This is a genomic window from Rossellomorea sp. NPDC071047 (genome assembly GCF_050270195.1).
Classification (GTDB): domain Bacteria; phylum Bacillota; class Bacilli; order Bacillales; family Bacillaceae_B; genus Rossellomorea.
This window is the reverse complement of the sequence record NZ_JBNNJT010000004.1, coordinates 165,686-184,953: the sequence shown is the minus strand read 5'-3', so window position 1 is coordinate 184,953 and position 19,268 is coordinate 165,686. Positions and strand designations below refer to the sequence as shown.

17 protein-coding genes are annotated in these 19,268 nt (G+C 35.4%); 12 read left to right on the top strand and 5 right to left on the bottom strand.

All coding sequences use genetic code 11. From position 1 onward, the window contains the following. Positions 1-2: 2 nt before the first annotated feature. The 10 genes from ACQKFO_RS15150 to ACQKFO_RS15105 all read left to right on the top strand — a co-directional run bounded on the left by ACQKFO_RS15150 (position 3) and on the right by ACQKFO_RS15105 (position 11,762). A complete protein-coding gene (locus ACQKFO_RS15150; protein ID WP_427599760.1) occupies positions 3-1,046 on the top strand; it encodes a nitroreductase family protein in 1,044 nt (347 codons plus the stop codon). A 1-nt stretch (position 1,047) separates the two neighbouring features. Continuing rightward, positions 1,048-2,199: a polysaccharide pyruvyl transferase family protein gene (locus ACQKFO_RS15145; RefSeq protein WP_427599758.1), complete on the top strand. Its 1,152-nt coding sequence runs from the start codon at positions 1,048-1,050 to the stop codon at positions 2,197-2,199. Further along, complete coding sequence (locus tag ACQKFO_RS15140) at positions 2,196-3,425, top strand: glycosyltransferase (protein WP_427599757.1); 1,230 nt, start codon at positions 2,196-2,198, stop codon at positions 3,423-3,425. The genes ACQKFO_RS15145 and ACQKFO_RS15140 overlap by 4 nt, the downstream gene beginning before the upstream one ends. A 57-nt stretch (positions 3,426-3,482) precedes the next feature. After that, on the top strand, positions 3,483-4,520 hold the full coding sequence (locus ACQKFO_RS15135) for a glycosyltransferase (RefSeq protein WP_427599755.1): 1,038 nt from the start codon (positions 3,483-3,485) through the stop codon (positions 4,518-4,520). Positions 4,521-4,543: 23 nt separating this feature from the next. After that, entirely contained in the window at positions 4,544-5,695 is a 1,152-nt protein-coding gene (locus ACQKFO_RS15130) for an O-antigen ligase family protein (protein ID WP_427599753.1), read from the top strand. Between the two features lie 17 nt (positions 5,696-5,712). Then, positions 5,713-6,621, top strand: a complete 909-nt coding sequence (locus ACQKFO_RS15125; RefSeq protein ID WP_427599751.1) for a glycosyltransferase family 2 protein — start codon at positions 5,713-5,715, stop codon at positions 6,619-6,621. Positions 6,622-6,633: 12 nt separating this feature from the next. Then, the gene (locus ACQKFO_RS15120; RefSeq protein WP_427599749.1) at positions 6,634-7,281 is read left to right on the top strand and encodes a CatB-related O-acetyltransferase; all 648 of its coding nucleotides are present in this window, start codon (positions 6,634-6,636) and stop codon (positions 7,279-7,281) included. Further along, positions 7,274-8,527: a glycosyltransferase family 4 protein gene (locus ACQKFO_RS15115; RefSeq protein WP_427599748.1), complete on the top strand. Its 1,254-nt coding sequence runs from the start codon at positions 7,274-7,276 to the stop codon at positions 8,525-8,527. Before ACQKFO_RS15120 ends, ACQKFO_RS15115 begins: the two co-directional genes overlap by 8 nt. A 65-nt stretch (positions 8,528-8,592) precedes the next feature. After that, positions 8,593-9,981 carry a sugar phosphate nucleotidyltransferase gene (locus ACQKFO_RS15110; RefSeq protein ID WP_427599747.1) on the top strand — a complete coding sequence of 463 codons (1,389 nt, stop codon included), beginning with the start codon at positions 8,593-8,595 and terminating at the stop codon, positions 9,979-9,981. A gap of 32 nt (positions 9,982-10,013) precedes the next feature. After that, complete coding sequence (locus ACQKFO_RS15105; RefSeq protein ID WP_427599745.1) at positions 10,014-11,762, top strand: phospho-sugar mutase; 1,749 nt, start codon at positions 10,014-10,016, stop codon at positions 11,760-11,762. Positions 11,763-11,848: 86 nt separating this feature from the next. Here ACQKFO_RS15105 and ACQKFO_RS15100 read toward each other — a convergent pair whose 3' ends face one another. The 5 genes from ACQKFO_RS15100 to ACQKFO_RS15080 form a co-directional block, all read right to left on the bottom strand. Further along, positions 11,849-12,871 carry a LacI family DNA-binding transcriptional regulator gene (locus tag ACQKFO_RS15100; protein ID WP_427599744.1) on the bottom strand — a complete coding sequence of 341 codons (1,023 nt, stop codon included), beginning with the start codon at positions 12,869-12,871 and terminating at the stop codon, positions 11,849-11,851. A gap of 19 nt (positions 12,872-12,890) precedes the next feature. Further along, complete coding sequence (locus ACQKFO_RS15095; RefSeq protein ID WP_427599742.1) at positions 12,891-13,571, bottom strand: YesL family protein; 681 nt, start codon at positions 13,569-13,571, stop codon at positions 12,891-12,893. 69 nt (positions 13,572-13,640) lie between these two features. Next, on the bottom strand, positions 13,641-14,495 hold the full coding sequence (locus tag ACQKFO_RS15090; protein ID WP_427599740.1) for a carbohydrate ABC transporter permease: 855 nt from the start codon (positions 14,493-14,495) through the stop codon (positions 13,641-13,643). 19 nt (positions 14,496-14,514) lie between these two features. Then, the gene (locus tag ACQKFO_RS15085; protein ID WP_427599738.1) at positions 14,515-15,435 is read right to left on the bottom strand and encodes a carbohydrate ABC transporter permease; all 921 of its coding nucleotides are present in this window, start codon (positions 15,433-15,435) and stop codon (positions 14,515-14,517) included. A gap of 63 nt (positions 15,436-15,498) precedes the next feature. After that, a complete protein-coding gene (locus ACQKFO_RS15080) occupies positions 15,499-16,764 on the bottom strand; it encodes an ABC transporter substrate-binding protein (RefSeq protein WP_427599736.1) in 1,266 nt (421 codons plus the stop codon). 444 nt (positions 16,765-17,208) lie between these two features. Between ACQKFO_RS15080 and ACQKFO_RS15075 the strand changes: the two genes are divergently transcribed. Then, positions 17,209-18,150, top strand: coding sequence for an MTP-1 family protein (locus ACQKFO_RS15075; protein ID WP_427599734.1), 942 nt, complete (start codon positions 17,209-17,211; stop codon positions 18,148-18,150). Between the two features lie 12 nt (positions 18,151-18,162). Then, positions 18,163-19,224 (top strand): BtaManbiosPhlase, encoded by a 1,062-nt coding sequence (locus ACQKFO_RS15070; protein WP_427599732.1) that lies wholly within the window; start codon positions 18,163-18,165, stop codon positions 19,222-19,224. Positions 19,225-19,268 lie beyond the last annotated feature (44 nt).

The window sequence follows — 19,268 nt, the reverse complement described above, 5'->3', positions numbered from 1 at the left end:
CAGTGACAAAAACAATCTCATATAAAGAAAAAATTAGAGATCAGAAACAGCAATTTAAATTCTTTCTATTAAAAACAATTTCAAAGTATCCTCTTCTATGCTCCTTTTATTATGTTGTTAATAGTAGTTTTAGAAGAGAACATCACTCAGTGATTAATGGGAAATATAGATACCACTCTAATCAAGAAGGAGCTGTGTACAAACTTAGACGTAATATCCACAGAATTGAAAAAGGTCTAATTATGATACCAAGAAGAGATAATTTTGCTACCTCCTATATTGAAGAAACGATTGAAGCTTTTGAGATTTTATCAAAAGAGAAGTCCATGGTAGACGATTCTACTTTTAACTGGTTCAATGATGTATTAGAAGAATACTTTAAAGTTACAGGTAACCATCCAAATATTATTAAAATGAGGGAGAAATATAGCTTAATAATTTCAAACTTAGAATCTGATGAAAGAGTGAATAGATCAATACCTTACTTAAGAAATTTAGGTGAAAAACCAAAAGTTACAATTAATGAATTTATTGATTTATCTATTTTAAGGAGATCAGTAAGGTTTTTTGAAGATAAAAAAGTTCCTCGAGAAATGATTGATAAAGCAATTTATGCTGCTGGATTATCACCAAGTGCTTGTAATAGACAACCATATAAGTTTAGGGTGTTTGATGACCCTAAACTGGTTTCGGAGATTGCTGAATTACCAGGTGGCACAGCTGGATATAGAGATAATATACCTGTAATTGTTGCAGTAACAGGTGAATTAGGAGCTTACCCATTTGAAAGAGATAGGCATGTTATTTACATCGATTCATCCCTTGCAGCAATGTCGTTCTTATATGGGTTAGAAGTTCAAGGGATAAGTTCATGTATAATTAATTGGCCAGATGTAGAGCATAGGGAAGCTAAAATTGCTGAGTTTCTAAATTTAGAAAAAGACGAGAGAGTAATTATGTTAATTGCACTGGGGTTTCCTAATAAAGACGCGAAAGTACCATTTTCATCAAAGAAAAATTTAAATACTATCAGGAGGTATAACTAAATTGAAGATTGAATTAAAAGGTGTGAACTTTATTAATAAAGGCGCCGAACTTATGTTGTTATCAGTTTTAGATAGGTATTCTGAAACGAAAGAGATAAACTTTACTGTTTCGCATTTGACCGGGATGTATCATAAGAGGGCGAAATTAGGTTTATATCAAAAGTTTTGGATTAATAAGATTAATAACCAAGGCAATATATTAATAAACAATCTGATTCCTAAGAAATTCGAGCAGGTTTTTGGTATTACTCCAATAAATACTATTGATGCTGTATTTGATGTTTCAGGATTTGCTTATAGTGATCAATGGGGAACAGCTCCTATAAAGGAAATGGCACAATACTATAAAAACATGAAAAAACTTGGCAAAACAATTATTTTGTTACCGCAAGCATTTGGACCTTTTGAATTAAAAAATAATAAAAAGTATATGAAGGAAATTATAGATAATGTAGATCTTATTTTTGCAAGAGATGAAGTTTCATATAAATATTTGAGACAAATTTCCGAATCGGATAAAATTCAGATGGCTCCTGATTTTACTAATTTAATCAGGCCAAAGTTACCTAATGATGTAGATAAATTCAAAGGGAAAACTTGCATCATTCCAAATTATCGTATGATTGATAAGGGTGACGATCCAAATAAGTATATTGATTCGTTATGTTTAATTGTAAAAAACTTACAAAAAAACAACGCTCCTTTTTTCTTTTTAATACATGACACCGGTAAAGATTTAGAACTTGCACAACAGGTAATGAGAAAAACAGGTTCTAAATTTCCTATATATACTGAAGATGACGCGTTAGTGATAAAAGGTATAATCTCCTGTTGTAATTTAGTCATTAGTTCAAGGTTCCATGGATTAGTAAGTTCTTTATCACAAGCAATTCCGTCTATAGCAATCGGTTGGAGCCATAAATATGAAATGCTCTTTAATGACTATAACTGTAACGAGATGATCTACTCAACTGATGAAGATCTAAGTGAATTAGAATTAAAAATTAATGATAGTCTTAATAATAGCTTTGCAAAAAGTATTAATGTAAAGCTAGAAGAGGCATCTATTGTCCAAAAAGAAAAATCTTTAAAAATGTGGAATCAAGTTGAAGATTTGTTAAATATAAAAACAGTTAAAGAGATGGTTAAATGAAAATTTTGCATATTGCAAGTGGAGATTTAGATTCAGGTGCCGGAAAAGGCACCTATTGGCTTCATAAAGGGCTAATAAAAAATGGCATACAATCTTCAGTTCTAGTACAAAAAGGGAAGTATGAAGAAAAAGAAATTTTAGTATCTAGAAAAAGCAAAATTGATAAAGTAAAGCATAGATTACGATATGAAATTGATAAATTACCTACTAAATTTTATAGGAACAGAGATAAATATATATTTAGTACAGGTGTAATTGGTGAGGATATAACGAAATATAAAGAATATAAGGAGGCAGATATTGTTCATTTTCACTGGATAAATAGTGGTTTTATTGATATGAAAACTTTTTCAAAAATTAAAAAGCCAATTGTTTGGACACTTAGGGACATGTGGCCATTTACTGGTGGATGCCATTACTCTAATAACTGTATGGGCTACACAACAGGATGTGGTAATTGTACTCATTTAAGCAGTGGTAATGAAAATGATTTATCTAGATATATTTTAAATAGAAAAGAAAAATTTTTTCAGCAAAACTTATATTTAGTGGGCATAAGTAAATGGATAAGCGATTGTGCACAAGAAAGTAAATTATTCAGTAATCATAGTGTTCAATTTATTCCGAATTGTATTGACGAAGATATGTTTTTTCCTGAAGATAAAGTCTCCGCGAGAAAGGAATTAGGGTTTAGTGAAAATAAAAATCTTATATTATTTGGAGCCATTAGCGCTGGGGATGTTAGAAAAGGAGGGCACCTTCTAAAAAAAGCACTTGAAAAGCTTCCGAATAAAAAGGAGTGCGAATTAATTATATTTGGTAATAGATCTGAAGAATATAATAATTTAGGTATTGTTACAAAGCAATTTGGGTTTGTTAAAGACGCTAATACTTTAAGAAAGTTATATTCTGCAGCGGATGTTTTTGTTGCACCATCTTTACAAGAAGCGTTTGGAAAAACAATTGCAGAATCTATTGCATGTGGGACGCCTGCTATCTCAATTATTGGGAGCGGACCAGATGATATTATAATCAATGGTCAGAATGGGTATCTAATAAAACCCGAAAGTGCAGAAATTTTATTAGCACTAGAACGATTGTTAAAAAATAAAGGTATATTTAATGGTAAACAGATGTATTTAGATATGAAAAATAGATTTGGAAAAAAAAATGTTTCAAATCAATATGCGAATTTATACTCTGAAATTTTAAGGGATAAAAAGTAGTTAGAGAGAATCAATTCTTCTTATATTTTCTAAAATAAACGTTAGGTTGGTTGTGAAATGGAAAAAGTATTTCTAGCTGATAATATATTTACTGGACACCATAAGATTTATTTAGACACATTAAAAAGTATCTATTACACTGAAAATGTTTCTAAAGAACTGAGTTTTTCTAATAATAAATTTAGTTTTGATTATTATTTTTGTCGAAGGGACTTTATAAATTTAGTTTATGAAAGATCCCAAAAAAAGAGTAATTCAAATGAAGATATAATACATTTTTTATACTTGGACAACCTTTATACCAACCCTTCAAGTTTAAAGAAAATAAAAGATTTTAAGATAGTAGGAACATTACATCATTATCCTCAAAATAAAATTAAAATGAAATTATTTAAACATTTCTCTGAAAAGCTAGACAAAATTGTAGTCCATTCCGAATATATAAAACAAATATTAAGTAAAGAAAACATACTTAATGTAGAGGTAATTGACTATCCAAGTTTTTATGACTATAGATCTTTACCTAATAAAGTAAAATTAAAAGAAGAGATGATGATACCTAAAGATAAAATAATAATATCTGCATTAGGTGGTACTCGCTATGACAAAGGATTAGATCTTTTACTAGAAAGCTTTAAGTTGATACCAACTAAAATGAAAAACAGGATTCTTTTAAATATTGTAGGAAAAGAAGAGGATTTTTCAAAAGAATATATTAGGGAGAGAGCTATTAAGTACAATATTGAGTACAGAACTGATTTGGGATATGTTAACGATAAAGATTTCATGTCTAATGTAGTAGTAAGCGATTTAATAATTTTACCTTATCGTAGTATTTTCACAGGAAATAGTGGACCTATGACAGAAGCAATAGTAAACCATATTAAAGTTTTAGGCCCAAGTTCTGGTAACATTGGATATTTAATAGACAAATATAATTTAGGTATAACATTTATTCAAGAAGATATAGTATCACTAGCTAAAGCTTTGATATACTTTCTTGAAAATAATTCTGAAGTCAATAGTGATTTTCACCAAAGGGTTACTATAGAATCCTTTGTAAGGAGTTACAAAGATGTCTATGAAAATTTATAATATTAAATTACTTGGGAGTTACAATGCTACTTAGAAAATATGAAAATCAAATAATAATAGTCTTAGCAATATCTTTAATATTTAGTTATGCAATTGAAGCAATAATATCTCCAAATTTAGATTTAACATTGCCTATTCTGATTTTCACTACTTTATTTGTTATTCTTGGAATCCTTATAACAAGTAGAATAAAAAAATTTCATGTTGAAGATGGAATACTTTTTATTTTTATAATTTATATTTTACTGCACTCCATTTTTATTACTAATATCATTTCAACAATGCATATTATTTTAGGTTCCTTAATTGCTTATTATATTGGACGTATTATTAACATTAAAGATACAAATGATTTTTTGTTTTTTAGAAAAATAACAAATATATACGGCTATATTTTAATTTGTTTTATAGTTTTTAATTATTTTAATAGTATTTCTCAATACCGTGTGACTGTAGGTTCAACACACCCAGTAGCAATTGGTGAGTTATTAGGTCTTTTTGTAATAATTAATTTTCTTAGTCCTAATGGAGTAAATAAACACCTTATCGGAAGATTAAATGCTTTTATTGGATTAGCTACTATGCTTTTTATTGTTGGAAGTAGAGGAGCGTTTTTTTCTGTTATATTATGTATATTTGTTATATTAATGATGTTGGCTTCTAGTAAGGGAAAATTATTCATTTTAGTTTCAGCTATTTTATCACTGTTTTTTTACAATTTTGTTACTACGAGCATGTACGTAATAAGTAAGTTTCCAACAATTTCTAGGTTTTCTTTTAAGAATATACTTAATGATCCGTCTGTAACTGGTTCAAGCCAATACGTAGGACGATTTGATGTATATAAAGAAAGCTTACAGTTATTTGAAGGGAACTTTTTATTTGGAGCTGGATTAAAATCAGTATATTCTCATAATATATTTTTAGAGCTTCTAGCTACAACAGGTTTATTGGGTTTTCTAATTTTATTTTTATTTTTTCTATTAATAATAATTAAAAGCTTTAAAATCACCAATAACCAAACAGCTTATTGGTTAGTAGCATTATTCTTTTTTGTCTTTATTTACAGACAAACTAGCTTTGCATTAGATACCTCGAAGAGTGTGTTTCTCTTTGCAGGGATTTTAATAACTTTATACTATGATAGGTTAAAAGTAAGAAGAGAATATGAGTAAATATGGAGGAATAGGTATTGAAAACAGCAGTAATACTTTTTGTGTTCAATAGACCATTACACACTTCTAAAGTTCTTGCTGGATTAAAGAAAAATTCAGTAGAGAAATTATATGTCTTCTGTGATGGACCAAGAAATAGTATTGATTTTGAAAAAGTAGAAGAAGTAAAAGAGTTAGTTAATAGTATAAATTGGTGTCATGTAGAATTAACTGCACATAACAAAAATAAAGGTCTGGCTCAATCTGTAATTGATGGTATAACAGAGGTAGTTAATTTAGGATATGATAGTGTTATTGTTCTAGAAGATGATTGTGTACCTAAAGAGGGTTTTATTAATTATATGAAAAATGCACTGAATTTTTATGAAAATGATGACGAAGTCATGCATGTTTCAGGGTTTGGCTTACCAATTAATAAACATACCAAAGCTGATACTTACTTTACACCTTACCCCTGCTCATGGGGATGGGGAACATGGGCAAAATATTGGAATAACTGTGATTTTAATAATACACAGCGCTATAAAAATCTATTGGCTGATAAGAGAATGATAGAAAAATTCAACTATTCAGGGGAAGCTTTTTCTGAGTTTTTACAAATGCAACTTGATGGACATGTGAATTCATGGTTAATTCGTTGGTATTTTTATATTTTTGAGAACTCGGGAAGATGTGTGTGGAGATATGAATCTTTAATTGAAAATAAAGGTTTTGACGGTAGTGGAGTTCATAAAAATAAACTTGATAGATTTAATCAGAAAGCTAAAAATACTGTGTTATCAAATTCGAACTATAAATTTGAAGTTAATAAAACTTATAATAAAGGGTTGATTAAAGAATTCAGAAGACATTTTATGGGGAAGAAACTAATTGAAAAAATTAAAACTACAATATATTTAATTACTGGAAAAATAGTAGGGAAATAGAGGTGTAAACAAATGAACATTCCTTTTAGGACTTTTAGTATTAAGAATAAACAAAGGATTTCATTGTTTTCATTTGTTAGCCGCAATTCAATGCTTGAAAAGAATATTGCAATTAAGCGGTTTTGTAAATTGAAAAATATTACTATTGGAAAATATAGTTACATTGCAAATAACACACATATAATAAATTGTAAAATAGGCAATTATTGTTCCATTGGCCCCTCTGTTAAAATAGGGTTAGGGAAACATCCTACAAATAGATTCTCCACTTCACCTCTTTTTTATAGTCTTAATAATCCATTTAGAATAAAGTTAGTTGACAAAGAAGACTTTGAAGAGTTTGAGGAAATAATAATTGGTCACGATGTTTGGATAGGGGCGAATGCAATTATTTTAGACGGGGTAAAAATAGGAAATGGAGCAATTATAGCTGCAGGAGCAATTGTAACTAAAGACGTTTCTGCATATTCTATAGTTGGAGGAACACCTGCAAAAGTTTTAAAATATAGATTTTCTAACGAAGTCGTGGAAAGAATTATTCAAAGTAATTGGTGGGAAAAAGATATTAAGGATCTATCCAAGTATAAAGATTCATTTTCAAACATAAATTTGTTCTTGGAAAAATCAAATAATTTAAATGAGGAAATTTTTAATGATTAACAATAGAAAAAAGATTGTTTTCGTAATAAATTATTTTTACCCTGATTACGCTTCAACAGGTCAATTAATGACAGAATTATGCCGAAATTTACAAAAAGACTTTGACATTACAGTCATAGCAGCACAACCAGGATATGCAGGGGAATATACTAAGAAAACAAAAGTAATTGAAGAAGATTATTTGGAGAATATAAAAATAATACGTCTTAGTTTACCAGAGGTTGACAAGACTTCTAAGCTTAGTCGAGTAAAATATATATTTTCTTATTTTTTCTTAGCAAATATTACTCTTGTGAAAGAGAAGAATATCGATGCAATTTATACAATATCGCAACCACCTGTCTTAGGAGGTTTGATAGGAACAATCGGAAAATTTTTTAAGCGTTCCAAACATATCTATAACATTCAAGACTTTAACCCTGAGCAAGCAATGGCAGTAAGTTATACAAATAAGCAAATTATTTTTAACTGGGCTAAAAAGATAGATAAATTGAACTGCAGTTATTCTGATTGTGTAATTGTTGTAGGAAATGACATGAAGCAGACACTTGAAAAACGCTTTGAAGATAAGAGTGTTCCCAATCATGTAGTTATTAATAATTGGACAGATGAAGATGAGATTAAACCAATTTTCAAAAAAGACCCTATTATAAATAAATTCCTACTAGAAAATGGTTTAGGGAATAAGTTTATTGTCATGTATTCTGGAAATATTGGACTTTATTATGATCTTGAAAACATAATAAAAATATCTCAACACTTTAAAGAATACGAAGATCTTGCCTTTGTTTTTATAGGTGAAGGCGCAGTGAAGTCAGAAATGCAGTCATACATTGAAGAAAATACTATTAAAAATGTTCATTTCTTACCGTATCAACCAAAGGAATTTATTAAATATTCTTTGAATGCAGCAGATGTTCATTTAGTAGTAAATCAAAAAGGTATTAAAGGTGTTTCTGTACCAAGTAAAATATATGGTGTTATGGCAGCAGGTAAACCGATTCTTGGAGTACTGGAAAAAGATAGTGAGGCTGAAATTCTTATCTCCGAAAGTAATTCTGGTCATGTTGTAGAGCCTCAAGATTATGAAGGAATAATTAATAAAGTAGAACACTTTTACCAAATGGATAAGGAAGAATTAAATAATTTAGGTAATAACGGTAGAAATTATTTAGATAAATACTTAAAGAGAGATATCTCTATTAATAAATATCGAGAAACATTATATGAAGTTCTAAACTCATAGTGAGATATCTTGTGAAAAACAGACCGATTTTCAGGTCTGTTTTTTTGTGTGAAAGGAGAAAAAATATGAAATTAGTATTGTTATCAGGAGGATCAGGGAAGCGATTATGGCCACTTTCAAATGATACTCGTTCAAAACAATTCTTAAAAGTATTAGAGGGTCAAGAATCAAATAATCAATCCATGGTTCAAAGAGTCTGGGGACAACTTGAAACGGTAGGGTTAAGTGATTCAGCTGTTATTGCAACTTCCAAGATGCAGCGAGATATGATTCATAGTCAGTTAGGAACAAATGTCCCTTTAATTATTGAGCCAGAACGTCGCGATACATTTCCTGCAATTGCTCTTGCTGCATCATACCTTTACTCAGTTGAAAATACATCTTTAGATGAAGTAGTTTCAGTACTTCCTGTCGATCCGTATGTAGATGATATTTTTTTTGATAGAGTTAGAGAGTTAGAATCAGTTCTAGAAGAGTCCGATGCTGACCTTGCTCTAATGGGTGTTACCCCTACTTATCCATCTTCAAAGTACGGTTATATTGTCCCTCAAGAAAAAAGTAACAAAGAGTATTTTAAGGTAGGTAGATTTACAGAAAAGCCTAGTGAAGAGAAAGCACAGTCATTAATTGAAATGGATGCACTTTGGAATTGTGGTGTATTTGCGTTCAGGTTAAGTTATATTTTAGATATTTTAAAAGAAAAAGGTCTTTCAACAAACTATGAAGAGCTAAGTCTAAGTTATAATCAACTCCCGAAAATCAGCTTTGATTACGAAGTGGTAGAAAATGCGAATCATATTGTTGCTCTACCTTACAAGGGGTACTGGAAAGACCTTGGTACTTGGAATACATTGACCGAAGAAATGGCAACGAATCAAATTGGAAAAGGAATACTTTCGGAAGACAATGTGAACACACATTTAGTAAACGAACTGGATATCCCCGTGACTGTCATAGGAGCTAAGGATCTTGTTGTAGCTGCTAGTCCGGATGGGATACTTGTAGCGGACAAGGCCTCTAGCCCCAGAATAAAGGAATACATCGGTGGAATCACACAGCCCCCAATGTACGAAGAACGTATCTGGGGTTGGTCACGGGTCCTAGATTACGCCAAGTATGAAGATGGTCCAGAAATGGTTACAAAGCGAATTTGTATTCATGCTGGTAAAAACTCAAGTTATCATTATCATAATTTAAGAGACGAAGTGTGGACCATTGTAAAAGGTGAAGGTGAGCTAGCTTTAGATGATCATCTTACACGAGTAAAAGCAGGGGATACCATTCATTTACCTGCGGGTAGGAAACATGGAATAAAGGCTCTTACAGATATGGAATTTATTGAAGTGCAATCAGGTGTAACGATTACGGAAGAGGACTTTACCCGTTTGTATTTTACTTGGGAAGAAGTACTTGAAAACTTCCAAGCTTCAAAATCAAAAATGATTTCTTATTAAGAAAAATACTAAGTTAAGAGCCGGGTGAGAATATGGATTCGAAAAATAATTACTCAAGATGGATTAGTTATCCTGATTTAGATATAGAATTAAAGAATCAATTATTAGATATAGAAAATAATGAGCAAGCAATCGAAGAACTCTTTTATAAGTACCTTGAATTCGGTACTGGAGGAATTCGAGGAGAATTAGGTCCTGGAACCAACCGTCTCAACATCTATATGATTCGTAAAGCAACAGAAGGGTTAGCTAGATTTATAGAAGTGAAAGGAACTGGTGCGAAAAATCAAGGCGTTGCTATTGCCTATGATTCCCGTCACAAATCTCCCGAGTTTGCTTTGGAAGTGGCAAAAACTCTCGGAAAGCATGGGATTAAGTCATACTTGTTTGACGAATTGCGTCCAACTCCGGTTCTTTCATTTGCGGTCAGGCATCTAAAGGCTTTTGCAGGTATTGTGATAACAGCTAGTCATAACCCATCTGAATATAATGGATTTAAAGTATATGGACCAGATGGAGGACAAATTCCACCTGAGACGGCTGACCAATTAATTCAATATGTAAATGGTGTCGAAAATGAACTTAAAGTCGAAGTTGTGGATGAATCAGAGTTAATAAGAGATGGAACTCTGACGTATATAAGTGAAGAAGTAGATAAGGCTTATCAAAAAGAATTACTAACGATTCGCCAAAATGCAATTGTTATAGAAGAAGCTTCTGACTCTCTTAAAATTGTTTTCACTCCTCTTCATGGTACGGCTAATATTTCAGTAAGAGAAGGTTTAAGTAATTTTGGATTCAAGAATATCACTGTTGTAAAAGAACAAGAATTACCGGATCCTAATTTCTCAACAGTAACGTCTCCGAACCCGGAAGAGCATGCAGCTTTTGAATTGGCCATTCAGTATGGTGAGAGAGAAAATGCTGATATCTTGATGGGAACGGACCCTGATACAGATCGATTGGGCGTTGCCGTAAAGAATGCTGAAGGTAAATATGAAGTGCTAACAGGTAATCAACTGGGAGCAATGATGCTCCATTATCTATTGACTCAGCAAGAGGTAAATGGAACATTACCTGAGAATGGAATTGTGATTAAAACAATTGTTACCTCTGAAATTGGAAGAGTTATTGCAGAAAGCTTTGGCATTCCAACTCTTGACACTCTAACGGGCTTTAAATTTATTGGAGAGAAAATTCAACAGTTTGAAAAATCTGGAGAGCATAAATTCTTGTTTGGTTATGAAGAAAGCTATGGTTACCTTATTGGAGATTTCGTACGTGATAAAGATGCTGTACAGGCGGCTATTTTTGCTGCAGAAGTTGCAGCATATTATAAGTCCCAAGAGAAGTCTTTGTATGATGGACTAATGGAGATATTTGAAGAGTATGGATACTTTAAAGAATCTCTTCAGTCTTTAACGCTTAAAGGGAAAGCGGGAGCAGAACAAATCGCTGAAATTCTTGCAGACTTCAGAAGTACTCCTCCTGCAGAGATTGCTGGTATAAAGGTGAAGGCAATAGAAGATTATAAGACTTCTAAGAGAATGTATCCTGAAAGCGGTAATAAGGAAACAATCGATCTTCCAAAATCGAATGTCATCAAGTATTTCTTACAAGATGGTTCTTGGTTCTGTTTACGCCCGTCAGGAACGGAGCCGAAAGCTAAGTTTTATTTTGGTGTTCAAGGGGTTTCGCAAAAGGATAGTCAAGTGAAACTTCAAAAGATAGAACAAGATGTAATGGAAAGAGTAAACAAAATCATTACTGTAAATAGTTAATGAAGCAGTACTTATCCGCTTGATCTTAAGTAAAAGACCTTAAAGAATGAATTTTCATTTCTTTAAGGTCTTTTTAGTAATTTATATCATATTATTTTCACTAAGGGACTTGAGGTGGAATCTCTTGTAATCAATTCGGACGAAATCAATATCTCCTGAAAAGGCTCCCCTTTATTATCCATTCTCCAACACAGCTGTTCCACCGCTTTCTTTCCATACAACTCCAAGTCGATATCCATCGTGGTAATCTTTGGATTGGCTAATTGAGAGAGTTGACCGTTGTCATAACTGCATACAGAAGCATCTTGGGGGACTTTTAACCCCTGCTGCTGAAGGCATGAGCTCACGAGAAACCCCAGACCGTCGTTTACACAGAACCAAGCTGTCGGCTTATTCTTCAGGTTCTGAATATAATCGTAAATGATGCTTTCTTCTTCTACTGCATCGGTGAACATATATGGTTCAGCGGGTGTCAGCCCATGATCCCTCAATGCATGGATATATCCCTCATATCTCTCCTGGTAACTAGGGGAGTACTCGACATTTCCTACATACGCAATGTCTTTGTGTCCCAGTTTTATCAAATGGTTGACGGCAGTATAAGCACCGAATCGATTATTGGTAATGATCACATCCGACTGATTCATTGGATGGTGGTGATCAATCATCACAGTTGGTATTCCCGTAGCAATGACTTTATTGATGTACTCGTTGCTGATATGTGAAAGAATGATAATGCCGTCCACCGATTGATTCTCTATGAAAGAAGGGAGAATCAGTTGTTTCGTCGATGTTTTGTTGATCGACTGAATCTGCAAGGTCATCCCTCTCTGGACAACTTCTTTTTCAATGCTTAAGAATATCTCACCAAAGAAGCTTTTCAGAGAGAAGGCCAAGTCCGATGCGATGAGCGCTATTCTTCCTTTTTTCTTCCCATTTGATAATTGACGTGCTTTAGGGTAATCGTAACCCAGCTCGCTTGCTACATTCTTTACCAGATCCCTAGTTTCTTCACTGACCCCCGGCTTTCCTGTCAGGGCTTGTGAAACAGAGTTCTTGGATATATTTAAACGATCGGCAATGTCTTGCATCGTTACTTTCTTCTTCATAGTATTCACTCGCAATCTGCTAAACGATTAATTTCTTCTCTAGTTCTAGTGTAATATCCTTCATGATCCACATGATCCCATAACCAAATGGTCCGATGATGAAGAATAATGAAATAATTGGAATGATATATACTAGTATACCAGTTCCGGCTACCATACTAATAAGGATAAGGGTCGTTTTAATATTGAATAATGCGTACCCATAAGCAAGCTTAAACAGTCCTCCAAGTGGAACTTCTAAACGTGACAGGATGGGGTAGAGATATAATGCCGCGATCCCGTTTATAATCAGGATCAAATAACATAGTGGAGTGATGTAAGAGCCGATTTCATGGCCAGCAAGAAACAAGATATCGCCAATGACGATGGACGTTATCACCAATTGGATGGTCCACGGAAGCAGGGCTTGACGAAAGTTCGCTTTCACTGCCGAGAAATAGTCTTTTGTGACGGAAATGGTCTTCTCTCGATGCAGTTTCCCCATTATACTGAACATCGCTGTTAATGCAGGACCGACAGGCAGCAAGCTGATAAGAAGGAGACCCCAGCTGAATAGATTGGCAGGGTCCCAGAAGAGCTGCAAGACCATCCAAAAAGGAACGGTAAAAAGGAAGAAATAGATATTGGTCAATAAGAACCAATAAGTGAAATTAAGAATGCGATAAAAGATATTTTCGTTCAAGTCTTTTGAGAGATTCATACGCGTCATCTCCATTGTAATAGAATAAAAGCAGGGATAAAGAGAGCGATCCTCTTCACCCCCGGGTGGTCACCCTTTGATTCCGGTTACGGTAATCCCTTCGACAAAGTGCTTCTGCATCGAGAAGAAAATCACGATGGTCGGAAGGAGTACGAGTAAGGAAGCGGCCATTAATGGACCCCATTCTACCTTCGTCATCCCGTTAAACATGGCTAAACCAAGCTGCAGGGTAAACTTACTGGAGTCATTTAAGTACATTAATGGACCTAATAGATCGTTCCATGATCCCTGGAAAGAAAATAAACCAATCGTGATCAGAGCGGGTTTGGACAATGGCAGGAAAATTTTATAGAAAATCTGAAGCCTGTTGGCTCCGTCCATGACAGCTGATTCTTCCAGCTCTTTCGGAATGGACATGAAGAATTGACGCAGTAAAAAGATAAACACGGCTTGCCCACCAAAGAAAGAAGGGACGATAAGCGGCTTGAATGTGTTAATCCAGCCGATTTCACTAAACATGATAAAAACGGGAATCATCGTGATTTCTCCAGGTAACATAATGGTAGAAAGCAGGATCACAAACCAAAAGTTCTTTCCCGGAAAGTTAAATCGTGCGAATCCATAAGCGACGAGTGCGGATACGAATACCTCGGCGAACATTCTGAACCCAGTAATGATGACTGTGTTCTTAAAGTAAAGGAAGAAAGGGATGTCCGTTACAGCCCGCTTATAGTTCTCCCATTCAAAGGTTTCCGGAATCCATTTCGGGGGGATTTCAAAGATGATGTCTCCTGACTTCAATGAAGTAGAAATCATCCAGAACAAAGGCAGGATGGTCGCGATGGATGCAAGGATTAAGAATAGATAGACGAATAACGATTCGACTTTTTTACGTTGCTGATTCGTCATTGTTGTAGCTGACAAGTTCTTTCACCTCCTGTATCTACGATCTTTTCTTAAATAATGTGAATTTCCGTTTTTTCTTCTGGGATGGTTCGACTTCTCCTGCATAGAACACCCATAGGGATGAAGATTTAAAGACAAACAGTGTCAGGAGAAGAATAATGAGAAACAGGATCCAGGCCATGGCCGTTGCGTATCCCATTTTATAATAGCTAAAGGCATTTTCGTAAAGGTAGACCATATAGAATTGACCCTGGTTCCCGGCTCCTCCAATGATATAAGCATCGTTGAACTTTCGAAATGAGCCGACGATTCCCATGACAAGGTTGTAGAAGATGACAGGGCTTAGCATCGGAATGGTGATCTTCGTAAATTTCGTCCACCAATTTGCCCCGTCTATTTCCGCCGATTCATAGAGGCTGCGGGGGATGTCCTGAAGCCCGGCAAGGTAAGTAAGCATTCCTCCGCCTGCTCCCCAAATGGCCATCATAATATAGGAAGGGAGAACCCAATTAGGGTCACCGAGCCAGTTCGGACCGTCAATCCCTATGTAAGAGAGTAGTAGATTAATAAGACCGTATTCCGGGTCAAGGATCCAGCGCCATAACAGGGCGATTGAAACACCTGATACGACTGCCGGCATGTAGAGAGCCGTCCGGAAGAAATAGACGCCTTTAACCTTAATATTCACTATGGCCGCAATCGTCAGGGAAGACATGATACCCAAAGGAATGGCGAATAGAGCATAAATACAGGTTACTTTAAGTGAATTTAAGAAGTTGGGATCGTTAAATAAGTCTACATAGTTTTGAAGTCCGATGAACGTTGGATCCGTAAACGAGTTCCAATCGGTAAATCCGATATAGAACGCGAAGGAAATCGGGAATAAGGTGAAAATGAGAAACCCGAAAATATAGGGTGATATAAATAATAGTCCTTCATATTTCTTTAACTTATTCATGTTTATCAACACCTTTTGAAAAAGAATAAGCTGATTTGCACCAGCTTATCCTCTTGAATTATGTTATTGGCCAAGAATTTTTCGTAGAGCTTCCGCTGTTTCTTTCGCAGCATCTTCAGGAGATTTGTCTCCCAGTAAGATTGGTTCGTAAAGGTATTGCCAGATAGCTGTATCGATTTCAGCTTGTTTGCTTTGGTTATGATATCCTCTGGAGTATTCTGACGCTTTTTTCATGACATCGAGTGCGTATTCCTTTTCCGGTCGGATGTCTGCTACATTTTCTAAATCTGATTTAGTAGGAGGGAGGATCTTCCACTCGTGCATGGCATTTGTTAAATCGATTAGTGCTTCTGCCGCAACGTCTTTATTCTTTGTATTGCTCGACATAACGGTATCTGCAATCCAACTAAATGTCGCCTGCTCAGTAGCGTGAGGAACCTCGGTCATGCCAACTTCAAATGTTTCACCAATTTGCTTCTCGAAATCGTCCCCGGCGCCGCCAAAGAACATTCCGATCTTACCAGTTTTGAACATTTCAGGCCCGCCAGTGTTTTGGGACTGGGTCTTGTCTGGAGCGACCTTGTCTTTATTGATCAGCTGGTCAAACTTTTTGATGCCTTCAATGGCTTCGGGTTCATCAATTTTTACGTTTCCGTCTTTATCAATGATTTCTCCGCCATACGTCCATACCCAGGTGGAAATCGGTGGCCATCCATCAATGTTTGTTCCGTATTGATCCGTTTTGCCATCACCATCTGTATCCTTTGTGATGGCTTTCGCTGCTTTCGAGAAGTCTTCCCAAGTCCAGTCTGCTTGAGGAACTTCTACGCCTTCTTTTTCAAAAAGAGATTTATTGTAATACAACATGATCGGTTGATTGATCCAAGGAAGTCCGTACAGCTTCTCGTTCATTTGGCCAATGGCTAATGGTCCATCAAAATAATCGTCCATGTCGACTTCTTTATGATCTTTGACATATTCATCAAGTGAGGAGATCACACCCAGCTCAGCATACATTGGTATGTATTCTTGTGAAAGCCAGAAGAGATCAGGTGCTTGTTTGGCTGACGCCATCGTCTGGATTTTCTTGTAATAGTCAGCAGGAATACTTTGAATCGTTAAATTGTATTCATCTGTTTCTTCGTTCAGTTGGTCCACAATCTCCTGGAACTCTTTCAATTCTGTTGCTCCAGCCCACGTCCCGACTTTTAATTCAACCGGACCGCCTTTTTCACCGGTGCTGCCTTCCTCAGAGTTTGAACAACCTGCAACCAGTAAAGAAGACACTAATAGTCCTGCAGTAAGCTTTGAAAACCATTTTCCCTTCATCTCTTAACCCCCATTGTTAATAGTTTGGTAGCGTTATCATTTTTCTGCATTACAACAAAAGCTGAGTTGTTATAATGTAACGTTACTTCTTGACATGATTATGCCATGTTAAATTCTAGTAGTCAATTGGAATTTTATAATAGAAAAAATTTTCAAATTATATTAGTGCTAAGAAAAGTACTGTTTATATAGGATTAATAATAGTTTTTCTGTTTAAATGGTAGATATCAATCGTAAAAGGTTATTGACTAACCAGATTTTGTAATGTAAAAATGTCCTATAATGTAATTTTGTAATGTATAAATAATTAAAATTCCAAAGCAAATGGACATTAACAAATTTTTGGTGAAGCAATTAGTATTAGTCTTCTAAGAAATGTATACGCCGATCCTTACTGTTCGGCATTTTAGTAAGCGTTATCAAATGATAAAGGGGTATGGGCGGATGAAATTACATAAAGGAAAAGTGAAAACGTGCCAGGAACTAGTGAACGAGTTTCAACATAAAAAAGGGCCGGAACATGCAGAGAAATTGGTCTTTAAAGGAGTTGAGGGTCATGATGTTTATAATATCACCGCCCCATTTCTTGACAGCGGGGAATATGTTATTGCAGGACGCGTTGAAAGAAGGGACACCGAACACTCTGAAGTCGTTTTCTTCGTGGAGAGGGATGGTGTCTGGGTTCCAAGAGAAGATGCACCCGTATTTGAACTTCAAGATCCTTTCTACACGATCATTCGTGAGGAACTCCTGATTGGAGGGGTTCAAATCTTCCCTCACCCGACTATAGAGAATGCATTAGGGTGGAGAACGGTTTTTTACAAAGGAAATTCAATTGCCGAGTTAACGGAATTTACAAAAGGACCGGATGGGATGAAAGATATTCGGTTGGTTGAGCTGAAGGATGGCTCGATCGGTGTATTGACAAGACCTCAAGGAGATAAGGGAGGACGGGGCAAAATTGGGTTTATGAAGATTGCTTCCTTAGAAGAATTAACGACTGAGGTAATAGAAAGCGCTCCACTATTAGAAGGTCAATTTATCGAAGAAGAATGGGGAGGCGCAAATGAGGCCCATCTTCTTTTGAATGGACTGGTCGGCGTTCTCGGTCATATTGCTTCTTTTGATGGAGAAGGAAACCGTCATTATTATCCGATGGTCTTTATCTTGAACCCTGATACTGGTGAATATTCAGATATTCAATTGATCGGAACCCGTTCGGATTTCCTTGAAGGAGAAGCGAAACGTCCGGATTTAGTGGACGTCGTATTTAGTGGTGGGTTAGTCAGAAAGAGTGATGGAACCGCTCATTTCTATGCAGGAATCAGCGATGCAGAAGCCCAAAAGATCGTGATGGAAGATCCATTTTTACAATTTGAGAAGTGAGGAGCAAAGCAGATGAATGTATACAGATATGAAGAAAATCCATTAATTACCCCCATGGATGTTAAACCTTTTCATGAAGGATTTGAAGTGATCGGTGCTTTCAATGCGGGAGTGACTACATTTAATGGTGAAACGATTCTGCTTCTTCGTGTGGCAGAAAGACCTCTATCAGAAAATAATACAATAGTGAAGGCTCCCATTTTAAATGATCAGACAGGGGAGTTGGACATTCTTGAATTGGATGTCAACGACCCGGCCTATGATTTTTCTGATCCAAGAGTCATTCGATATAGTGGAAGTAGCAAATTTGCTTATTTAACCTCCTTATCCTATTTTCGAATTGCGAGAAGCAAAGATGGAAGGTCCTTTTCCATCGATGATAAACCATTTATCTATCCATCTACCAAACTGGAAACGTTCGGAATCGAGGACCCTCGTATTACGAAAATAGAAGACACCTATTATATTTATTATAGCGCTGTATCCCCGGTGGGAGTCGGTGAATCCATGGTTTCAACAAAGGATTTCCAAGAGGTTACGTATCATGGGATGATCTTTGCTCCGGAGAACAAAGACGTCCTGATCTTTCCTGAGAAGATCAATGGCAAGTATTATGCTCTTCATCGCCCTGTTCCCAACAGTAACGGCCATCCTGAAATCTGGATTGCTGAATCAGATAACTTATTGTACTGGGGGAACCACAAACATCTAATCGGTTTGAGAGAGGGCATGTGGGATAACGGACGAATCGGTGGAGGTGCAGTACCAATTAAGACAGATAAAGGCTGGCTTGAGCTGTATCACGGGGCATCTGATGATCATCGTTATTGTATGGGCGGGGTATTACTTGATTTGAAAGATCCTTCAAAGGTGATTGCTCGCTCAGAAACCCCTTTAGTAGAGCCTGAAGCTGACTATGAGGTGAACGGCTTCTTTGGAAATGTTGTCTTTTCGTGCGGTGTCATTGTCGAGGGAGATGTCGTGAAAATGTATTATGGGGTAGCGGATACTTCCATGGCATGTGCTGAGTTAAGCTTGAAGGAGATTCTTGAATCCCTTACGTATGTTGAATAATCTACTGCCAAAATCGTTTGTCGATTTTGGCCTTTTTTATTAGG